15 protein-coding genes and 1 pseudogene are annotated in these 22,333 nt (G+C 47.0%); 5 read left to right on the top strand and 11 right to left on the bottom strand.

Annotation, left to right across the window (positions count from 1 at the left end):
• Positions 1–176: 176 nt before the first annotated feature.
• From RIB93_RS08370 to RIB93_RS08345, 6 genes are all read right to left on the bottom strand, one after another.
• Complete coding sequence (locus RIB93_RS08370; RefSeq protein ID WP_446372128.1) at positions 177–1,124, bottom strand: putative 2-dehydropantoate 2-reductase; 948 nt, start codon at positions 1,122–1,124, stop codon at positions 177–179.
• A gap of 351 nt (positions 1,125–1,475) precedes the next feature.
• Complete coding sequence (locus tag RIB93_RS08365; RefSeq protein ID WP_446372126.1) at positions 1,476–5,024, bottom strand: leucine-rich repeat domain-containing protein; 3,549 nt, start codon at positions 5,022–5,024, stop codon at positions 1,476–1,478.
• Positions 5,025–5,809: 785 nt separating this feature from the next.
• On the bottom strand, positions 5,810–5,959 hold the full coding sequence (locus RIB93_RS08360; RefSeq protein WP_446372124.1) for a hypothetical protein: 150 nt from the start codon (positions 5,957–5,959) through the stop codon (positions 5,810–5,812).
• 216 nt (positions 5,960–6,175) lie between these two features.
• A complete protein-coding gene (locus tag RIB93_RS08355) occupies positions 6,176–9,028 on the bottom strand; it encodes an NACHT domain-containing protein (RefSeq protein WP_446372122.1) in 2,853 nt (950 codons plus the stop codon).
• Between the two features lie 316 nt (positions 9,029–9,344).
• Positions 9,345–9,614, bottom strand: coding sequence for a GIY-YIG nuclease family protein (locus RIB93_RS08350; RefSeq protein WP_446372132.1), 270 nt, complete (start codon positions 9,612–9,614; stop codon positions 9,345–9,347).
• A gap of 272 nt (positions 9,615–9,886) precedes the next feature.
• Entirely contained in the window at positions 9,887–10,060 is a 174-nt protein-coding gene (locus RIB93_RS08345; RefSeq protein WP_446372134.1) for a hypothetical protein, read from the bottom strand.
• Between the two features lie 185 nt (positions 10,061–10,245).
• On the opposite strand from RIB93_RS08345, the gene RIB93_RS08340 reads away from it, so the two are divergent.
• The gene (locus RIB93_RS08340; protein ID WP_446372120.1) at positions 10,246–10,473 is read left to right on the top strand and encodes a hypothetical protein; all 228 of its coding nucleotides are present in this window, start codon (positions 10,246–10,248) and stop codon (positions 10,471–10,473) included.
• Positions 10,474–10,823: 350 nt separating this feature from the next.
• Here the strand turns inward: RIB93_RS08340 and RIB93_RS08335 are convergent, their stop codons facing one another.
• Both RIB93_RS08335 and RIB93_RS08330 read right to left on the bottom strand, forming a co-directional pair.
• Positions 10,824–12,113 carry an SUMF1/EgtB/PvdO family nonheme iron enzyme gene (locus RIB93_RS08335; protein ID WP_446372118.1) on the bottom strand — a complete coding sequence of 430 codons (1,290 nt, stop codon included), beginning with the start codon at positions 12,111–12,113 and terminating at the stop codon, positions 10,824–10,826.
• Positions 12,114–12,549: 436 nt separating this feature from the next.
• On the bottom strand, positions 12,550–13,734 hold the full coding sequence (locus tag RIB93_RS08330; RefSeq protein WP_446372116.1) for an NAD(P)H-quinone oxidoreductase subunit H: 1,185 nt from the start codon (positions 13,732–13,734) through the stop codon (positions 12,550–12,552).
• Between the two features lie 257 nt (positions 13,735–13,991).
• On the opposite strand from RIB93_RS08330, the gene rsmH reads away from it, so the two are divergent.
• Both rsmH and RIB93_RS08320 read left to right on the top strand, forming a co-directional pair.
• Positions 13,992–14,867, top strand: a complete 876-nt coding sequence (rsmH, locus tag RIB93_RS08325) for a 16S rRNA (cytosine(1402)-N(4))-methyltransferase RsmH (protein ID WP_446372130.1) — start codon at positions 13,992–13,994, stop codon at positions 14,865–14,867.
• A gap of 482 nt (positions 14,868–15,349) precedes the next feature.
• Complete coding sequence (locus tag RIB93_RS08320) at positions 15,350–19,531, top strand: PAS domain S-box protein (RefSeq protein WP_446372114.1); 4,182 nt, start codon at positions 15,350–15,352, stop codon at positions 19,529–19,531.
• Positions 19,532–19,879: 348 nt separating this feature from the next.
• Here the strand turns inward: RIB93_RS08320 and RIB93_RS08315 are convergent, their stop codons facing one another.
• A complete protein-coding gene (locus tag RIB93_RS08315) occupies positions 19,880–20,137 on the bottom strand; it encodes a DUF7219 family protein (protein WP_446372112.1) in 258 nt (85 codons plus the stop codon).
• Positions 20,138–20,162: 25 nt separating this feature from the next.
• Positions 20,163–20,315, bottom strand: a complete 153-nt coding sequence (locus RIB93_RS08310) for a hypothetical protein (RefSeq protein ID WP_446372110.1) — start codon at positions 20,313–20,315, stop codon at positions 20,163–20,165.
• Positions 20,316–20,618: 303 nt separating this feature from the next.
• Here RIB93_RS08310 and RIB93_RS08305 point away from each other — a divergent pair.
• A pseudogene (locus RIB93_RS08305) lies at positions 20,619–20,789 on the top strand (chlorophyll a/b binding light-harvesting protein); the annotation flags it as partial.
• Between the two features lie 149 nt (positions 20,790–20,938).
• Positions 20,939–21,580 carry an alpha/beta fold hydrolase gene (locus RIB93_RS08300; protein ID WP_446372108.1) on the top strand — a complete coding sequence of 214 codons (642 nt, stop codon included), beginning with the start codon at positions 20,939–20,941 and terminating at the stop codon, positions 21,578–21,580.
• Between the two features lie 27 nt (positions 21,581–21,607).
• Here RIB93_RS08300 and RIB93_RS08295 read toward each other — a convergent pair whose 3' ends face one another.
• Entirely contained in the window at positions 21,608–22,120 is a 513-nt protein-coding gene (locus RIB93_RS08295) for a DsrE family protein (protein WP_446372106.1), read from the bottom strand.
• Positions 22,121–22,333: the final 213 nt, after the last annotated feature.

Genomic DNA, 22,333 nt, shown 5'->3' with positions numbered 1-22,333 from the left:
ACTGTAGGGGCGCAAAGCTTGCGCCCGATTTAATCGTCAAATCTATTCCACAATTTTAGCTGTGTCATGCCGCAATTTTGGGCAAAAATTAAAAGTTAGTCAGGGCGGGTTTTGCCTAAAAGTTATCAGCAATGGCGACATGAAATTTCCTAAACCCGCCCCTACAAACCCAATCCCTAATCGCCAATCGCGGTATTTCTAGCATCTAAAAATTTTAATTGCTGATAAAGCATGGTTATTTTAGGAACCGCCACCCCAACCGCTTGCGCCGCCCGCATCGGGTTACCAAACATGGCTTCTACTTCTAATGGACGATGACAATCATAGTCAATTTTCATGCTGGTGCGATAGGGTTTCATTTTCATCGTATAATCCAGCATTTTTTGAATAAAGCTCTCTTTGATTGCTAAACCATACCCCGCCGCCCCAGCTACAACCTCTCGCATCAGTTGTTCCGATAGCTGATGCCCATGACTATCTTTCATAATCGCATCAGTTGTGGCATCTAAGACGACAGATAGACCATTATAGGGAATATTCCACACCAATTTTTTCCACCGGGAGAGGAGTAAGTTCTCAGCAAGCTGAATCGGAATATTGGCTTGTTCAAAGTCAGCCGCAATCTGACGCATTGTTGACGTAATTCCTTGAGGCTGATGGTTATTTCCATAGGCACCTAGCTGGATTTGACCATAATCGAGATGGTGAATTTGACCCAATCCAATTTTATTAGAACAGACAAAGCAAAGTCCCCCTAAAACTTCGATATCTTCCCCGACGATGGCGGCAATTTCAGGTTCAACCCCTAACCCATTTTGTAAGGTAATCACCACAGTTCCAGGTTTAAGCAGAGGCGGAAGCAGGTGCGGGAGGAGATGATTTTGGGTGGTTTTGAGGGCGATTAAAACGACATCACAAGCGGGCATATCTTTGACCTGGTTGTAGGCATTCACCTGGGGTAAAGTGAAGTCTCCCCAGGTTGACGAAATTGCCAAACCATGCTCTTTTACATAGTCATAATCGCGCCGGAGGAGAAAATGGACATTGAGTCCCGCTTTTTGCAAGCAAGCGCCGTAAAAGCCTCCAATCGCACCTGTACCAATTATGGCGTAACGTCTTCCCATAGGCTGAATCCCCTGATAATAGTAACGGAACCCGCCCCTACTTGAATCCGGGCGGGTTTTGTGGGTAAGTTATTGGTATCCCCATTTATTTTATCCCTAAACCCGCCCCTACTTGAATCCGGGCGGGTTTCGTTGGTAAGTTATTGGTATCCCCATTTATTTTATCCCTAAACCCGCCCCTACTTGAATCCGGGCGGGTTTCGTTGGTAAGTTATCGGTATCCCCATTCATTGTAAGCTGTTCGGCATTTAAACCTTAATATCAATAATGGCGCAATCCTTGTAGTGCGAGCATCTTGCTCGCTACTAATACCCAATTTAAATGCATGACAGCTTATCCCTAAACCCGCCCCTACAATAGTTGTTCTTGAATGGCGTTAATTAGATGATTAAACCCCGATTCGCTGTGAATATCGGGGGTGAGGGTATTCATGTTTTGTAGCGTATCGGTGAGTCCATCGATTGTGGCGCGAATCTCGGTGTATTCGTTGATGGAACGTTGTAAACTGGGGAGGTTGGCGGAAGAGGCGATTAATTTTATTTTGGTTTCGAGTTTATCGATTTGTTCTTGCCAATGAATGATATAATCAGCCCGATCTACTGGGTCATAAATTGTGGCATCAGATAGAACAATCGGGAAGATTCTGTTGTAGAATTCGCCATTTTTGGCAATCTGGACGAGTTCATACATACAGTTGTCGGATTTGAGATAGCGATCGCTAATCACCACAATAACGCATTTCCCCTTACCGATGCGCTGCATGAATTCCTTGATTAGCCCTTTATACCCTAAATCTTGCTTATCCCTGACAATCGTGATTCCCTGGGATTGAAACACTTCATATAGACGGTTGACAAATTCCTCACTTTCCCCTCCCCAAGCGTAAGAGATAAAGATTTTTTTCTCGAAGTTGGCGGCGTTTGCTTCATTCATCTGGGAATCCTTGGCGGAGGTTTGGCGGTGGGGATGGCTAAAGGAGGCTTCTCTTTCCTGTTTCAATTCCTGTTGTAATTGGGAATCTCTAGCTTTATCAAAGGGTGAGTCTATGCCTAGTTTATCTTGCGGGTAGGGGGAGAGGTTCACATCATCAATTAAACGGCGCACATCCACCATTTGATAACTATTATCGCATTCAATCTCATAGCGACCCGCGTTTAAGCGTTTGCGGAGGTTGTCGAGGGGATAGGAATAGGGATTCGGACTGCCGAGGCATTCGCTACAGTTACAGGGAACGAGGGTATTATACCGCAATCGTTCATAAGACTGGTGGATTTTTTCCAGTTCATGGGTAATTACCGCCAGGAGTTCTTTTTTGCGGTTTCCGGATACCCGGATTTTGAGTTGGCGCTGATAGTAATATTCGATAATTTCGGCGCGGGTTTGGTATTTGTTGAGGATTACGCCACTGCGCCAGACTAGGGTTTGGTTTTCTATCCAGGGGTGGGTTTCGACTATGAAGCGGGTGAGGATTCCTTTGGGCATAAACTCGTAGTCATAGCGCAAGATGAGATTGTTTTGCTCATCCCAATCGTAGTCGGGTTGATTGATATCTAAAAGTTGGGGGGCGATGTAGGTATTCGTCTGATTGGGGATGGGGTAGCAGAGTTTGAACCGGATCATTAATTGCAGCAGTTCATCCTGCATTGAGTTATATTCATCTTCATGCCAAATATCAGCCAGGGTGTCTTGGGTAAAACAGCCGAGATTTTTCTGAACCGTGGGATTATCTAAGACATTATAGACGGCGCTGGTTCCCCATTCGGGTTTGAGAATAATATAGTGTTTTAGGGTGGGGTCATCTTGGAAATGGAGGCAGACGCCGAGGTCATGTAAATAGCGACTGAGACGCCGCCTATCTTGGCGGTCAGTTAATTGATTGCGGCGGCAAATTTGGTCGTAGTCTTGTTGGGTGATATAGTTGCGGGAATCGTTTTCTAAGGCTGCGCGAACCCGTACCCAGAGTTTTGGTAAGGGGTTGCCTACATGGGGGAGGTGGGTAATATATTGTTGAATGGCGTCTTTGATGTGATCAAGTCCGCGATTGGTGGCAAAGTTGGCGGGGATAACTGCTTTGAGATTGGTGAATTGTCCCCGGAGTTGGCGTTCGTTAATGAGACATTGACAGTCTTGTTTTTCATTCTTGATAATCAGAACGGGGCTATTTTCGCTGAGGAGTTCCACGACTTTTAGCCACCAGTAAAAATCGGTGTTTTCTTTGCGGTCATCGGCGACTAAGGCATAGAGGGAACGTTTTGTGAGGAAGAATTGGTGAGTTTGATGATAGATTTCCTGTCCGCCAAAGTCCCAGATATTGACGCGAAAGTCTTCTCCGTTGGCGAGGGGAAAGTGCCATTGGATGACATCAATGCCTTGGGTGGATTTTTCATCGGGTTGGAGTTTGTAGGTTTCGCGTTCGATTTTCTTGGCTAGGGTGGTTTTTCCGGCTGCGCCTTCACCGACAATGATGAATTTGGCTTCGTAGAGGGGGGCGGTTTCTGTGGAGTCTTGGATGCGGAAATAGAAGTCCAGAATTTCTTGGACATCGCCGGGGTTTTGGTACGATTCTTTTGACCCTAAAATCTCTGGGGGGATGGGGAGGGAATTGTTGCGTAAATCTAGCATCTTTAGATTGGGTAGTTGTCTGATTTCCTGGGGCAGTTCTTGGAGTTTATTGACGCTGAGGTCAAGGGATTGCAGGGCGGTGAGTTGACAAATTTGGGGCGGCAGTTCTTGGATATTATTGCCGATGAAGTCAAGGGATTGCAGGGAGGTGAGTTGACAAATTTGGGGCGGCAGTTCTTGGATTCTATTACTGCCCAGGTCAAGGGATTGCAGGGCGGTGAGTTGACAAATTTGGGGCGGCAGTTCTTGGATTTTATTGTCGTATAGATTAAGGGATTGCAGGGCGGTGAGTTGACAAATTTGGGGCGGCAGTTCTTGGATTTTATTGCTTCTGAGGTCAAGGGATTGCAGGGCAGTGAGTTTACCGATTTGGGCAGGCAGTTCTTGGATATTATTGTGGCTGAGGTCAAGGGATTGCAGGGCGGTAAGTTGAAGGATTTCGGAGGGCAGTCCTTGAATTTTATTGCAGTATAGGTAAAGGGATTGCAGGGAAGTGAGTTGACCGATTTGGGGGGGCAGTTCTTGAATTTTATTGCTGCTGAGGTCAAGGGATTGCAGGGAGGTGAGTTGACCGATTTCGGGCGGCAATTCTTGGATATTATTGTGGCTGAGGTCAAGGGATTGCAGGGCAGTGAGTTGAAGGATTTCGGAGGGCAGTTCTTGGATTTTATTGCTTCTGAGGTTAAGGGATTGCAGGGCGGTGAGTTGAAGGATTTCGGAGGGCAGTTCTTGGAGTTTATTGACGCTGAGGTCAAGGGATTGCAGGGCAGTGAGTTTACCGATTTGGGCAGGCAGTTCTTGGATATTATTGTCCCAGAGGTCAAGGGATTTTAGGGAAGTGAGTTGAACAATTTCTGGGGGCAGTTCTTGGATATTATTGTCCCAGAGATAAAGGGATTTTAGGGAAGTGAGTTGAACAATTTCTGGGGGCAGTTCTTGAATATTATTGTGGCTGAGGTTAAGGGATTGCAGGGCGGTGAGTTTACCGATTTCTGGGGGCAGTTCTTGGAGTTGATTACCAACAACCTGAAGTTCTTCAAGCTGATGAAGCTGTCCAATTTCCCTAGGTAAGGCGCTTAACTTGTTCCTGATAGTCCTAAAAAAGGCAAAATAACCCTTAGAGGTAGACTTACATTTACCCAGAATCAGTTTTTTTAAGTGAGTCAGCTTGCCAATGTCCGGCGGTAGCACGGTTAAATCATTGCCAGACAGGTCAAGTTCTGTCCATTCTTCCCGCGCTGCTTGTTCAATGAGTTGGAGTAGTTCGTTCTCTGTCATCAGCCCGCCTTGAATCCTCTTTTCTTACTGTAGCCGATGGGGAAAATGGGGAGATGGGGAGACGCAGAGACAGGGAGACACCAGAGTGTTCTACATCTGAACGCAACGGGTTTGATAATTCTTTTCCCAGATTGACAAAAGAGCGATAAAGACTCGTTGATGAGTATCAAACACTCGTGAGTGAGTAAACTAGGACAGGGCGACGCGATCGCATTAAATGGAGTGGTGTTGTTAATTAAGCAAAGCGGGGCATTGGTGTCAACTTAAGTTTCACCCCTCACCCACGCCAGCCCTCACCCCCAGCCCCTCTCCCAAGCTTGGGAGAGGGGAGCAAGAGGGGAGCAAGAGGGGAGCAAGAGGGGAGCAAGAGGGGAGCAAGAGGGGAGCAAGAGGGGAGCAAGAGAATCCGGTTCCCCTTCTCCCATGCAACAAAAGCGAAGCATCCTCTGTCATCCCTCCTCGCAGGGGGGAACGAGGGGGGTCCGGAGTTGGGGTTAGGGGATGAGGGGGAAATGTTTAGGAGTAGATAGAAACCTTATGGTAGAGACTCCTCCGCCGAAACGTCTCTATCCATATCTGAAAAGGCGATCGCACATCCATTAAACACCGATAACGGAAAGGGTAGAATTCAAAGCCTCTCTCCTTGTAGGAGAGAGGTTTGGAGAGAGGTTTGGAGAGAGCCGATGAAAAGTAAGGACAATGATTGGGGTTTGAATGTACCAACCACAGAGCGATCGCCTAATTTTATCTATCCATATCTGAAGACGCGATCGCCCTGACTAAAGTTAAAATCGAGCTAACTGCTTTAAAATCCGCAGCACCGTATATAAATCATTACCCGGATTCAGCAGCGAGAATAACCGGGACAACCCATACTGGGGCGACTCTCCAGATATCACTTTCAGAAAAATAAAACTCCCTCCAGTAGTAATCATGCCCCTACTTAGTACCCTAATCTTATCCATTGGTATCCCGCGATCGCGAATTGGTTTGTCGCTTAAGGCACGATGCCAATAGCATGGGCTCTCGCATTCACGATTAACATTTAATCGTACAATCAATTTGGGCGCGAATGCTTTGCCCCTACCGCTCCTACCGTCCCTACCGTCCCTACGAATGACACAAGACAAATGACATAAGACAAATGGGTTTTATCGCTTTCCACTCAACTTCCGCCCTAACCGACGGAATCCCCCCATAGCTCCCACCAACTCCGGATACACTGGCACCAATGGGGACTTCTCCCGACTAAACCGCACCGCCAACGTGCGAATCAAGGTCAAGATTTCCGGGCGTTCAATCTCAGTTGTCGGGAATTGCAATAACGCCTCCAATGTCTGCGGTGTACCAATCCGACTTAATGCCATTGCCGCTTGCTCCCGGACAAACCAATCATTATCCTTAAGCAAGGGCATTAATGCCTGTAAAGCAGGTGCAGTACCGATACGCCCCAAGGCTGTCGCCGTTGCGCCTCGGATATCCCCATCGCCATCCTTTAATAGGGGAATTAACGCTTGTAGCGCCGCTGGAGTCCCCATTCTCCCCAATGACTCAATCCCCTGTTTTCGCACCCGTTTATCCTGATCCTGAAGAATCGGGATTAACGCGGTTAACGCAGGGGTTGTTCCCATCCGCCCTAACGCCGCTGCTGCTTCCTGGCGCACCACTGGATCAGTATCCGCTAACGCTGGAATTAACACCTCCAACGTCTGAGGATTCCCGGAACGCGCCAAAGCCTCCGCTGCTTCTTCCCGTACCACTGGATCAGCATCTTGTAGCGCCGGAATTAATGCCTCCAGGGTTTCCTTGGTGGCGATTTTCCCCAATACCATCGCCGCTTCTTCGCGAATCTGATTCTGGGGATGGTTCAGGGCTTGGATTAACGCCTGCACTACCGTGGGATTGTCCAGGTGAATCGCACCACTGGCTTGCCAACGGACAAAGCTATCCGGGTGATTCAGCACCTTAACCAATTCCTGCAAGGCTTCCGGTGTACCAATCTGCGCCAATGCCATCGCCGCTTCGCCTCGGACATAACTCTCCTGATCATGGAGGGCGACAATTAACGCCTGTATCGCCGCCGATGTGCCAATCCGCCCCATCGCTGCGGCGGCTTCACCCCGAACCACGCTATCCTCATCCCGGAGGGCGGGGATTAAGGCTTTCACGGTTTCGGCATCGCCAATATAACCCAAGGCGGTAGCGGCTTCTCCACGAACATACCAAGGTCCCTGATTTAGGGCTTTAATTAACGTGGCGACGGCGGAGGGACTACCAATTTGACCCAAGGCGGCAATTAAGGCGGCGACGAAATCTTTGCGGGTATAATATTGTTTCTCATCCAAATCCTGCTGTAACTTCTCTGCCATCTGGGAATTGGTTTGCCCCAAGGCGACAACGGTGGAGGCAATGAAGCCAACGAAGGGATAATGATGCCACAAGTCATAAATGTGGTCAATTACCTCAGTAATTAAGGGATGAGACAATTGATCACATTCAGCGATCGCCCGCCCAGTTAACAGGAGTAAGGTAGAGAAGATATCATCTTTTTCCTGAGTAATGGCTTCGAGTAACGGAATCGGATCATCCATTAATCCCGCCAGGAGACTGATGCTTTGATGCCAATCATAATCCCACAAATGGGCTTTCACCAATGCCATACCCTGACTGGGATTCTCTTGAATCACCCGCTGCAAATAACAGGCGGTTAAATAATCCTGGGTAATTCGGTGAATAAACACATAACGATCGCCTTCTTGAGTCAATCGATGCAGAATCCCCTGTTCTCCAGACAGTTGTACCAAGAGTTGGGCGGGGGTTTGTTGGCTTAAGGGTTCTAACGCCTGATCCTGGTTTAGGGCGTTAGCGATTTCCTGTTTCAATTCCTGGGAATCAAACACATCTTGCCCTTTACAGGTAAACTGATAAGCTAGGTCTTCCAATAAGCGAATTTTAACCCCACTCTCTGACCCCCGATGATACGTCCATTGACTCAGGAGATACTCGACAGTTTTCTGATAAATTTGACTGCGACGGGCGGGTAAGGTGAGGACTTGCTCATAATATAAGCTGCACAGTAAATAAAGTAATCGGGGATTTTGTGCCAAGCCGCGCAGTTGGGGATTTTGTCGCAGTTGTTCAATTAAGCTGTCAGCGGAAATCCCGTCTTTTTCTGAATCGGTGCCATGTTTAAACCAGGCGTGAATAAATCGTTCAATCTGGGGTTGACTCAGTGGAATAATTTCGACTTCCTTTGCCCCATTAATAAACGCGCCACCATACCCGACAATCCGAGAAGTACAAATAATCGGACAGGGATGGGTTTCCAGGAATTGGTTCAGTTTCGCGGCTAAGGTATTGCGATCGCGTTTGGGGACTTCATCCAAGGCATTGAACAACAACAGACATTTCCCTTGACGCAGTTTCGCCTGTAACCAGGGTTGAATATCCGCCCAAGTTGTGGGATAATCCCGTTGAACCTGGGATGCGATCGCCACCGCAATATCATCAGCGGTTTCATAGAGATCGACGAGGCGAATAAACAGCGGAAACACTGCATCCTCAACGGTAATTTTAGCATCCACCAATTTCTGTCGTTCACTGGCTGCCGTTAATGCGGCTTCTCGTCGGAGTAGCGCACTTTTCCCCATTCCCGGATCAGCTAGAACCATCAAGCGCTGATAATTTTTCTTTGCCTGTTCCCAGGGAACGCGGTATCGTTTGCTGTCAACGTCGCGATTTTTTATCGCATAAGCGCGTTTAAGTTCAGCTTCTGATTCGGCGTATCCCCAGAAGGTTTCCACCTCATGACGATAATTGCGTTCGCGGGTTACTTGAATGGGGATATAGAGAGATTTACGGGGAACTGGGTGTTGGGTATGTAAAAGGGTTTTATACTTAAAATGAGATTCGATATCCTCCAGAAACTGGCAAACGGATTCGATTTTCGGATCACGGTTCAGTGGGCGAGTGTCCTCGGTGTGGGTATCATGAGAACTAATCATAATTTTACCCCGGTTAATTAAAGCGTGTTTGAATCAATCGGAAAAGCTATAGCGCTGGCTTATGGATGGCACTAAAGTGCTCACTACAAACGAGCGCACCTGGGTGCTAGTCAGGACTATATAGGCTTGTGGGAGTTGCGATCGCGTTTATTCTGGATTGTCTTAACTCACGACTTAAAGGCGATCGCTATACTATGATTCTTATAATTATATCCGTTATAATTCTCGCTTTTCATCCCTGAACTCAATTGTGTCATTCTCAGGGGAGCGATCGCGCAACGAAGACTATGTGCCAATATGTCACGAACATATAGCACTACGTCTCAAACCAATCCGCACTCAAATCACGCCATTGAGGATTTGCCGATTCAATCAAAGCAATCTTTTTAGCACGTAACCACCCTTTAATCTGCTTTTCACGGGCGATTGCTTCCCTGATATCTGAAGTTTCCTGATAATAAACGAGTCGATTAATATTATATTTTTGAGTAAATCCAGGAATCAGCTTTTGTTTATGTTCGTATACGCGACGATATAAATCATTTGTCACGCCAGTATAAAGCGTTTTTGAACGATTCGTCATCATGTAGACGTAATACGTATTCACTTTCTTGGTTGGATTAGTATAATTGGAGCATTTTTCGGAATATGAAACCTTGGTCTCTTGAATTGAGTAATGAGATGCTTCGTTCCGTTCCTTCGCTTCGCTACGGACTCCACTCAGCATGACATTGTTATATCACTATATTAGTGTCATTCTGAATGGAGCGAAGCGGAATGAAGAATCTCTCGCCTATGTAGCACCTCCATCGGATAAAAGTTAAGCCAAATCTCGTCTAATTTGTGCGATCGCAGAATTCAACCCGTCAATCCCAAAACCGCAATTCCGCCTAACATTCCCGCCGGACCCCCCAGAAAAGCTAAAGCCGCCGTGATCGCCGCCGCCCCTGTCAATCCTGTCGCCGCCATCGTCACCACCAGAATCACCCCAGGTAATCCCAATGCGGCAATTTTTTTGACAACTTCATCCATTTTTATAACCTCCCTTCAGCAGCTTTTTCTATTAAGTTTAACCTGCCTTTCCGGAATCGACGGAGAAAACTGTAGCCAAAGATACCAAATAAAGTTAGGCGATCGCATACAGTGCAGTATACAGACAGATCCCCGACTTCTCCAAGAAGTCGGGGATCTTGCTTAAGGCTAAATAAAAAAATGTCATGAATGATTTATTCAAGAATGCTTTTATCCAAGCATTAGGAGTAGCTGCATTAATTTATATTGGGTTTCAACTTCTGGATTGGGGCATAGATGCAATCCTTCGTATTTTACGAAGTTTCGATAACTGGTATAGAATCTATGGCTCGAAATGGGCTGAAGAAGTTGCCATTGCCTTTGGTGTGCTTTATCTGCTGTTTGCGGCTGTAATTAATAGTAGAAGTCGTTAATAGGTTAAAAGTTTATAAAGATAAACAATAGATTTTAGGGTTAAAGACGTTTCGCGCATCGCGTCTGTAGGGGCGGGTTTAGGGAATTACGTTTCGCTATTGATGATAACGTCAATTCAAAACCCGCCCTGATCATCTGTCGCTAATCAGGACTTCCGCAGCTACACCACATATCGAGACAAAGGTGCGTTACGCTACGCTAACACACCCTACTGACGTGGCACAGCTAAAATTGTGGAATAGATTTGACGTTTAAACCGGGCGCAAGCCTTGCGCCCCTACAATTCTAATCCACCAAATAAGGTGTGCCACGCCACTACACATAGAGGCTTTGCGTAAGTCCTAACTAATTATCCATCCGTCGCACAGCGAAACCCAGCCAAAATCTGACGCACACTGGGATAATACCAATTACGGAAACTACACCGCATCGCCCACGGACGAGTTGTCCAACTACCACCGCGCAAAACTCGATGTTCGCCATCAAAATAGGCTTGAGAATAGCCGCGATAAGGATAACTGACAAACCCTTTGTATCCATCAAACCAACTAGCTGTCCATTCCCAAACATTCCCCAACAAGTCGTAGCAACCTGATGCACTTTTTCCCTGGGGATAGGCGTCAACTGGCGTGGTGTGTCCTACCGTATTATCGTAGTTACAAGAATAGGATGTGGGTTCCGTATCACCCCAGGGATAGATGTGACGACATCCCTTTTGTACATCCCAACTCGCCGCCTTTTCCCATTCAGCTTCACTGGGTAATCGCTTGCCGACAAAATTAGCATAAGCTTCGGCTTCATACCAACTCACCCCATAAACCGGATGATTATCCCAAAAGGGTTCATCGGACCAATAGAGGGGATAGGCGACAGGATTATCCTGCAACCATTTCCATCCTTCTATAGACCACCAGTTATGATTTTGATATCCCCCCGCTTCACTAAAAGCCCGATACTGTTGACAGGTAACCGGGTAGCGATCGATCCAGTAGGTATCTAAAAAAACGCGATCGCATGGGCGTTCGTTATCCATTGCATCAATCTCATCGCTTCCCATCTCAAACTCACCCGCCGGAATTTCAATCATCTGTCCTTTATCCGGCGTCTTATCTCCTTGAGGTGCAAAGGATTCAGTCAGAACGAATGACCTAGGCGTGCGTCCAGTTTGGCACAAGGTATTACCATGAGCCGATAGGCGGTGTAATTGCAAGATAAAGGCAATGGTTTCAGTATGTTGACTCTCGTGCTGCACTAACCATCGCCATAAGCGTTCTTGGTGATCCAGGGGGGCAATTTCCAGATAGTCAAAGACTTGAGTTCTGACGATATCCAGATAATCTTGAATTTCTGCCAAGGACGGTAATTTTTGGCGATCGCACTTGGGTAAACCATCCGCCGCAAAAAGCCGATGATACTCTGGGAACAGGGGTTTTAAGCCAGCATAGCGTTCTAGAATCCAGTACGCTTCCGTAAACGCAATATGACCCAAATGCCAACCCACGGGACTAAAATCCGGATGCGCTTGTCGGTAAAATCTGGTCTCGTCAATCCCTTCGATGAGAACTAACGTACCCCTGCGGCATTTTTCCATCCTTTGGCGGATGCTTTTTCGACAAGCATGAATTGAAGTAAACGTCACAATTTTCTCCCCCTCAACTGGACGAGTTTTGGCACAACTTTTCTAGTTTCCGGTGAATCGGGTTCACAAGCAAGAGTCGTAGGGAGTACTTAGGGTTTGCTGAATAAGTGTTGTGGTGAGGGGAAGCAGGGGAAGCTGGGGAAGCTGGGGGAGCTGGGGAAGCAGGGGAAGCTGGGGAAGCTGGGGAAGCTGGGGAAGCTGGGGGAGCTGGGGAAGCAGGGGAAGCTGGGGAAGCAAGGGGTACATTTTCCCTGAGCAAGGTGATGCCATACTTATGAAAAATGCTACCCCATTTCCTTGAATAAAACCCTCTGTAAATGAAGCTCAAAAGTATTGATAGCTAATAATTTTGGCTTTGTGCAGCCAGCCCTAAATATCGCCAAAAAAAGTGGCACATCCAGCAACGTGCCACTTCCTCCCAGTATCTATAACTTAATCAGCGGTCTACTGAACCCATGATTACGTCAACACTACCAAGAATCGCCATAATATCTGCCACTTTCACTCCCCGCAAAATATGGGGAACAATTTGCAAATTATTGAAATCCGGTGGACGAATCTTCCAACGCCAAGGAAAGATATTATCATCTCCGATAATGAAAATTCCCAATTCTCCCTTGCCACTTTCCAAGCGAACATAGTGTTCACCCTGGGGAATCTTAAAGGTTGGCGGAATTCTCTTACCACTAAACTGATAATCAAAATCATTCCACTTAGATTTCTTTCCTTCAGCCATACGTTTGGCTTCCAGATTTTCATAAGGACCACCCGGTAATCCTTTTAATGCCTGACGAATAATTTTCAGGGATTCCCGCATTTCCCGAATCCGAATTAAATATCGGGCGAGACAATCCCCAGCGGTTTCCCAATGGATGTCCCAATCAAAGTCGTCGTAACATTCATAGTGGTCAACTTTCCGCAAGTCCCACTTCACGCCAGATCCCCGTAACATCGGACCGGATAGTCCCCAGTTAATCGCTTCTTCGCGGGTAATCGTACCCACCCCTTCAACACGACGGCGGAAGATGGGGTTGTTGGTAATTAGGCGTTCGTATTCATCGACTTTAGGGGCGAAGTAATCGCAAAAGTCTTCACATTTGTCAACCCACCCATAAGGAATATCAACCGCTACTCCACCAATACGGAAGTAATTATTATTAATCAGGCGTTGTCCGCTGGCGGCTTCCCACAAGTCGTAAATTAATTCCCGTTCCCGGAAGATGTAGAAGAAAGGCGTTTGCGCCCCTACATCAGCCAGAAAGGGTCCTAACCACAGCAGGTGATTGGCGATGCGATTCAACTCCAGCATAATCACGCGGATATAGCTGGCGCGTTTGGGTACCTCAATATCCGCTAATTTTTCCGGGGCGTTAACGGTAATCGCTTCGTTAAACATGCCCGCTGCATAGTCCCACCGACTCACATAGGGGACATACATAATATTCGTGCGGTTCTCAGCTATTTTCTCCATACCGCGATGCAGGTAGCCGATAACCGGTTCGCAATCGATCACATCCTCCCCGTCTAAAGTGACGATTAAGCGGAGAACGCCGTGCATGGACGGATGGTGAGGACCCAAGTTGAGAACCATTGGGTCGGTTCTGGTTTCGAGTTGTGCCATAGTGATGTATTTGGTTTACCCAATTTTTAGCGATGACGCTTTAACATAGACATTCAGGTAATGGTCTAGGGTAAGGGTACAATAACACCCTGTCCCAGAGAGCGCGATTAGCACGAATCTTTTTCTGAATATCCCTATTGTCTATTGATTTGTGTCCACCTTGGGATTGAATTGACCAACCCTACGGATTGACAACCGTTATTGCTCATCGCTGATCGCTTCGCTTATGTTTACTTTTGTTGCATCCCTTTAATTATATGGAGTTTGAGGCGCAAGCAGCGCAGTTTTTTCATCGTTCAGTCTTAAGTCAGGAGTTAATCGCTGGATTGGCGATTCGTCCAGGTGGGCATTATTTGGATGCGACGGTGGGTGGAGGTGGACATAGTGAGTTAATTCTATCTGCTGTCCCAGATGTCCGTGTCACCGCTATTGACCAAGATGCCCAGGCGATCGCAGCGGCTAAAGCCAGGTTAGCACCCTATGGCGTGAGCATCCAATTTTGGCGGGGGAATTTTGTGGACTATCAACCGCCGGACTCGTTATTTGATGGCATTGTTGCTGATTTAGGCGTTAGTTCCGCCCAACTGGATATTCCCGATCGCGGCTTTAGTTTTCGCCATCAAGCCCCTCTAGATATGCGGATGGATCAACGCCAATCCTTAACCGCCGCCCAGATTATCAATCACTGGGATGAAACCCAACTGGCAAACATGATTTATGAGTATGGTGAAGAACGCTTATCCCGGCGGATTGCCCGGGCAATTGTGGAACGTCGCCCCTTTGAAACCACCACCCAATTAGCCGAGGCGATCGCGCGATCAGTTCCCAAAAAATACCGCTATGGTAGGATTCACCCTGCCACTCGCACCTTTCAAGCTCTTCGCATTGCCGTGAACCAAGAATTATCCTCCCTAGAAAAATTTCTCAATTGTGCGCCAACTTGGTTAAAACCAGGCGGCAGAATTGGTATTATTAGTTTTCACAGCTTGGAAGACCGTCTGGTTAAACACCACTTGCGGGATTCACCAATATTGCGGGTGCTTACCAAAAAACCCATAACTCCACAACCCACGGAACGGGATGAAAATCCCCGCGCTCGTTCTGCCAAGTTGAGATTGGCTGAACGTCTTTGAAGGGACAAGAGACTACAGGGCTAGAGTCAGTCGAGTCATCCTATGGGCGTTGGTACTGGATTGGGAAAATCAGACTAGAATACTCGCTTTTTCAACGCATGGTATGACAATTTTGTCAACTATTAAGACGAAGTTAGTGTTCTAATATACAAATAGATGGCGACGTAGTTGTCGTCATCAATCTACTGTTCCTTATTATCCCCAAGTTGGTGTCAATAAGCAGATGTTGCTGAAAAATTACTGAATATACCACTCTGGCGAAGAAATATCAGGGCAGATGCATCGAGCCAAACTTAATCTGACACCAGGGAGTTCTACTCGTAGCCAGCTTAAAGTGGATGTTTGGTATTATTTCGTTTTCAAGAAAACATCTGACAAACGTTTGGATCTTCCAAAATAGACTGTTCCTTTTGTTGATGACTCACACTTGCCCTAAATAAATTATGAGGGAAATTGTAATCGGGAGCCTCAGGGTGTCCCTAATGATGCCTATTCTTGGTTATTTGTGGTGGATCGGCTCAAAATCACAGATTGAACGACAACCGGGCTGGTTTTATATGCTGGCGGGTTACGGCTTAATTTGTCTGGATGGGTTTATGGATTTAGTTAACCGTACTCTTGGGTTGACCACCCTAAACTCGAATCCAATTGATACGCTGATTCCAATGACGCTGGCATATCTGGTGGGATTTGGACTGTTGCTTATCGGCTTATGGCAATGGTTACCGTTTGTTGCCAAGGTAAAGAAGCTAGACATTTTGTCCCCTTCATACCCTAACTGGGAAGACTATCATACCTGCAAATTATACGATCAAGGCGGCACGATCGCCCAGTCGGATGAACTGAAGCAAGAGATAGCAGACTGTCTAAACACTAAAGCCGAACTGCAACAGCAAGAAGAACAATTTCGGGCAATTACCCAAGCCTTCCCTGTACCTGTGGCGATCGCCCGAGTCTCTGATGGCACAATTGTCTACGGAAATTCCCACGCTAACGTAATGTTTGGCGTCGCTACCTCAGAGTTAGTCGGTAACTCAATGCCCGATTTTTATGAAAATCCTGCCGACTGGCAAAAACTGTTAGCCACATTAGACCAAAAGGGTGTTGTCCAGAATGCTCAAGTTCGTGTTCATACAATTAATGGCACGCCCTTGTTGGTAACGGTATCGATGCAGCTGTTGACCTTAAATCAGGAAAAAACTATTTTGAGTGTATTCCATGATATCAGCGATACCTATCAGCAAATTACCCAATATCAGCAAACAGAAGCCGTTCTCAAAGACAGTGAAGCTTGCTATCAGAGGTTGGTTGAACAGTCTCCCGACGCGATCGCCCTCGAAAGTCAGGGTACACTGGTTTATATCAATCCTAAAGGTGTCAAACTACTGGGAGCCATTAGTAAAAGTCAACTTATCGGTAAACCTTGGTCAGAGTTTAACCCTAAGGATCAGGGAAATCAGAGAGATAGGGAAGATCACCGAGTTGTTGGTTCTGAGCATACAGAGAAATTCTCTGATCACAAACGAAGGACGAATCCACCTCACACCCTAACATTACCCACAAAATTTGTTACCGAACAAGTTGTGCAGTTAGACGGTCAGATCATTGATGTGGAAATTGCCCGTTTACCCGCCATTTATCAAGGTCAAAGAGCAACCCAACTGGTTATTCGAGATCTGACCCATAGAGAACAGCCAGACCGAGAACTCAGAGTACGGGCGCGTCAGCAAGCAACTATCGCTAAATTGAGCCAACGGGCGCTTTCGGGACTGGATTTAAATACCCTGATGGACGAAGCGGTAAGTACGATTGCTCAAACCTTAGAGGTTGAGTATTGCAAAGTGTTAGAACTCCTACCCAATGGTAATGTGTTTTTACTAAAAGCGGGTGTGGGTTGGTCGCCGGGATTAGTTGGGTATGCTTTAGTCGGTGCCAACAGGAATTCCCAAGCGGGTTATAATCTGATATCTCAAGAACCTGTCGTGGTTGAAGATCTACCGATTGATACTCGCTTTAGTGGACCCCCTCTGCTCTACAATCATCGCGTAGTCAGTGGTGTGAGTGTGGTGATTCCGGGTCAAGAGCAACCCTTTGGAGTGTTGGGGGCGCATACCACCAGCCAGCGCCGTTTTAGTGAAGATGAGATTCACTTTCTCCAAGCGGTTGCCAATGTTTTAGCCTTGGCGATTGGACATCAGCAGTCAGAGGCGAATCTCTATCTGATGCAGCGAGCGATCGCGGCGAGTAATAATGGGGTGATTATTACTGATCCTAATCAACCGGATAACCCAGTTATTTATGTTAACCCTGCCTTCGAGTCAATGACGGGTTATACCGCAGAGGAGGTGATTGGACACAACTGTCGTTTCTGGCAAGAACCTGATTATAATCAAGCCGGGGTGACTAAGTTAGCGACAGCGATTCAAGAGCAACGAGAGTGCCATGTCATTTTACAGAACTATCGTAAAGATGGCAGCCTTTTCTGGAATGAACTCTATGTTTCGCCCGTCTTTGATGGGGATGGCTATTTAACCCACTTTGTCGGGATTCAAACCGATATTACTAAACGGAAGCAGGCAGAGGAAGCCCTGCGACAGAGTGAGGAAAAGCTGGAGAGTATTCTCAGGTCTCTAGACGATGTGGTCTGGTCAGCGTCCCTGAAGACTCAACAGTTTATTTACCTGAATCCGGCGACAGAACGAGTTTATGGTCGCCCCGTATCCGACTTTGTGGATTGTCCCAGTCTTTGGGAGTTAGTCGTTCATCCTGATGATCGCCAACGGGTGGAAATAGCATCTCAAACGCTGATGCACCAGGGGAGTAAAGATATAGAATATAGGGTTGTACGACCGGATGGCGAAGTGCGTTGGCTGCGCGATCGCGCCCGCCTAATTTACGATCACAGAGGTACTGCCATTCGTATGGATGGAATTGCTACCGATACGACCAAACGCAAACAAGCTGAGGCGGCTTTACTCAAAAGTGAGGAGCAGTTTCGCCTCACCTTTGAACTTGCTCCCATTGGCATGGCAATGACTTCCCTTGAGGGTCAATTCCTCAAGGTTAATCAGGCATTGTGTGACGCCTTGGGGTATACGGCTCAGGAACTGTTGGCTCTCACGTTGACAGAAATTATCCACCCGACTGAACGGACACTCGACGATACCCAACATCAATCGTTGCGGCGGGGAGAACTCTCCCATTTGCAAACTGAACGGCGTTTTATATCAGAATCTGGCAGAATTGTCAATGCTATTTTGAAGGTTGTGTTAGTTAGAGACTCTCAAGGTCAACCCCTGCACTATATTAGTCAGGTGGTGGATATTAGCGATCGCAAACGCATGGAGGAACAGTTACTCCACGATGCTTTCCACGATGTATTGACCGGATTACCGAATCGGGCATTATTCATGGATAGGCTCGAGTATGCGTTGCGACGGGCAGGGCAACGCTGGGACTATTTATGTGCGGTGATTGTCTTGGATTTAGACCGTTTCAAGGTGATCAATGATAGTTTGGGTCATCTGGTCGGTGATCGACTGCTGAGTGCGATCGCCGACCGATTACAAGGGTGCTTACGCCCCAGCGATACCTTAGCTCGGTTAGGGGGAGACGAATTTACGATTCTACTCGATGATATTCCCAATACGGGAGCAGCCAAAGATATCGCCAAATCGATTCACCAAACGTTGGAATCTTCATTTAACTTAGATGGGTATGAGGTGTTTGCCACAGCCAGTATCGGGATTGCCCTGAGTGGTATGGGGTATAACCGAGCGGAAGATTTGCTCCGAGATGCCGATACCGCCATGCATCGGGCAAAGCTTCAGGGAACCGCTTGTTATGTCATGTTTGACACCGCCATGTCCGGTCGCGCCCTTGCTCAGTTACGCTTGGAAACCGAACTGCGATGGGCAATTGAACGCCAAGAACTTGAGGTTTATTACCAACCAATTATTTCCCTGGCGACAGGTAAGATTACCGGGTTTGAAGCGCTGGTGCGTTGGCAGCATCCAGAACAGGGAATGATTTCACCGGGCGCGTTTATTCCGTTAGCTGAGGAAACGGGTTTAATTATTCCCATTGGTCAGTGGGTGTTGCGAACATCCTGCTATCAGCTACGCCAATGGCAACGACAGTTTAGCCACTATCCCCCGTTAACCATGAGCGTTAATTTGTCGGGGAAACAGTTTTCCCAAGCGGATTTAATTGAGCAAATTGACCAAATTATTCAAGAGACAGATGTCAATCCCAGCACTCTCAAGTTGGAAATTACCGAAAGCGGGATTATGGAACATTCCGATTCGGCGTCGGCTTTATTGGAGCGATTGAAGGCATTGAATATTGAGTTGTACATTGATGATTTTGGCACCGGGTATTCGTCGTTAAGTCGCTTACATCAGTTTCCCATTGATGCCTTAAAAATTGACCGTTCCTTTGTCAGTCGCATGGGGGATGCTGGGGAAAATGGGGAGATTGTGCAAGCGATTGTAACCTTGGCTCACAATTTAGGTATGGATGTTGTAGCAGAAGGGATAGAAACGACTATGCAGTTAGCCCAACTGAGAGGGCGGCGATGTGAATATGGTCAAGGATACTTTTTCTCTAAGCCATTGAATCGGCAAGCCGCAGAACAGTTAATGATTAATTTACCCCAGTGGTAAAGGCTCAACAGACGGGGATAGCTATTGATTCCATTCCCCGATCTCCTCAAAGGATGTATCGCATTTTCGGTTCATTGGACTGTGGACAAAAACAATAAATTTGCGTAATTTATTAGCCAATGCATTTGGGGTATAAAAATTAGATGTAGCGGCGGGTTTAGGGACAATTGTAGGGGCGGGTTTAGGGAATCAATTCAGCTAGTCACTACTAACGGAACAACAAAACCCGCCCTCCCCACCGATCAATGAACAACAAAACCTGTCCATTTCCCCACCGGACGGCAATCGATTAATCCCAAACTGGACAACAAAACCCACCTTAAGAAACGATAGTTGTAAAACCCGCCCCTACAAACCATGCCCTTGAAGATTTTCCAGCTCGTTTGTACTCAACTGGGCTTGACATTGTTGCAACTGATGCCAAAGAGACTCGATCTGCTCGAACGCCTGATCGGGAGACAATTTACCCGCCGTTTGTAAGTTGCAAATATAGCTGACTCGCTGGGCAAACTCTTGCAGATTGGCATTCAGCACCAGATGCTCCGGCTTGACGGCTCCGCGATAACGGGCGCGGGGATACAGAAAGTTGTGTTTGGATTGCTGCATGGCTACCGCTCCCCGACTATTGCAATTAATTGTTAATTACAGATAAGTTAACTCCATGTTTACCTGAGCTGTCAAGTGAACCTTGATCATGGCGCGATCGCATGAACGCCATAGCAATTGTAGTGTTGACCCACAGTAGCCGTTGTTCAGCGCAGACATTTTGCCACTCAAGAGCCATTCATCCCTTGGCTAGGGGCTGTGATTAGCTGGGAAAACCACTTCTGTTAATCCGAATTCAGTTGATAAAAATTCTTAACTTATTGTCGTCTCATTCCAGCTCAACTAAGAGATTTGGACAGATTTTGAACGCCTCACAAGTCAGCAAACCCTTACAAAACGTTGATTAAACGGGTTATCAAAACCGGAGTGCGTCAGTTTTGTCATAAAACTTAATACTAGCTTATTGATAATTTATCTAAACTAGCGCTATCTTGTTGAATATCTTTCGCAACAAATTGCACACCTCAATCGACGGACACTTATGCAAACCTATGACAATCCAGACGTAAAGTACGATTGGTGGGCAGGCAATGCCCGGTTTGCCGATCTCTCTGGCTTATTCATTGCCACCCACGTTGCTCAAGCTGCCCTCATCACCTTCTGGGCAGGCGCATTCACCCTGTTTGAGATATCCTGGTTTGACCCCACCCTGGCGATTGTCGCTCATTCTTGCCAGAACATTATTCCTCAACATTCAGTTGTAAATCTCGATTAGCGATCTCAGCCAAGCCAAAACAGTCTTGTCAGAAAACAGCTTGAGGGATCAAGGTTCATCCATAGCGTTTTTCTTGGATTTTTGAAATGTCTAAATTTCCCGATGCCCTTTGGCTCCATGTCAGTCCAGCTTTAGCACGATTTGATCGTCCCTTACTGAGTCATCTTTCGGAGTACGGTGCGATCGCTCGGTGGCACTATCACCAAACACTGGACGAACCGACGTCTCTAGACGCCGCCTTGGTATTACTCCATGACTATCTCAAGTCTAGCGATCGCCCCCTGCATCTTCTCGGACACAGCACAGGCGGATTGTTAGGACTCCTGTATGCTCATCGCTATCCTGAACGTGTGCGATCGCTAACACTTCTATCCGTCGGCGTTTATCCAGGGGTGGATTGGCAAGCACACTACTATATTCAACGCCAAATGCTGCTCCTACCCCGCGACGTTGTGTTAACCCAGATGGTTTACAACCTGTTTGGCTGTCACTGTCCCCTGATGGTACGAAGACTCATACCCGTTCTCAAGCAGGATTTAATCAGTTTAATCGCAAAGACTTGCTACCTCTGGGTTCAGACTATTTTTGGGAAATTGAACAAGGTATCGTGCGATCGCGTCGAAATCTCATCCTCACCACGGGTAAACCTTCTCGGTATAATGAATAAGCATTTTGGAAGCATCAAAACCTTGATATACCTTAGGGTGGGCATTGCCCACCCGCCTTAATTAGCGTGCCTTATTGACTTTTGATCGTTAGAAATCCAGCACCTTGTCAGCCGCTAAAATTAAGTTAGGGATTTCATTATCCTCCAAGGCAAGTTGGCTTCCAGGACGCAAAGAATTTTCATCAATCCCGACGGCGCTGGCACAAACCGGACAGACGATAATCTTGCCACCTGCTGTCACAAAATCCTCATAGAGTTCAGCAACAGTCATGGTACTGTCGCCCCAACGCAGATCTAAGGGTTGTCGAACATCTGCCAGTCGCACGCCTTCCAGGGTTAGCACTAGCGTAACCTGTGCCCCTTTCCTTTGCATACTACCCCCCAGCTTCAGCGCCATCAAAACAGCGTGAAGATCATCGGTGCTGTGTTGAAGATGCACAATAATGTTCTGCGGGTTAGCCGGGGTAATTTCCTCCCCTGTGTTGGGTGTGATCTCCCTAGGTTGGGCGTAACCCGGTAATGGCGTAGCTAACGGTAATACCAGCACTGCGCCTAAAAGTGCGATCGCCCCTCTACCTACTCTGCCACTGCCCTGTTGCATAATATTTATACCTCAAGCCGTTTGACAATTGTGTTGATGTTGTTGTTTCGGTGCGGCACAACGTTTGAGAAATGCCGAATCGATGATCATGCTTGTCTTGTGTTTTGTCAAAAGACAAACGGTCAAATCTATTATTAGGGGCGATCGCACTCTATGCTGATGTCATCATACCCGTCTGTTATAGTTCGGCACCATTGTAGAGACTAAAATGCA

The organism is Coleofasciculus sp. D1-CHI-01 (genome assembly GCF_040218875.1).
In the GTDB taxonomy this organism is placed as follows: Bacteria; Cyanobacteriota; Cyanobacteriia; order Cyanobacteriales; family Coleofasciculaceae; genus Coleofasciculus.
Note: the sequence above shows the minus strand (reverse complement) of the source record. Positions and strands in the feature narration are given on the sequence as shown.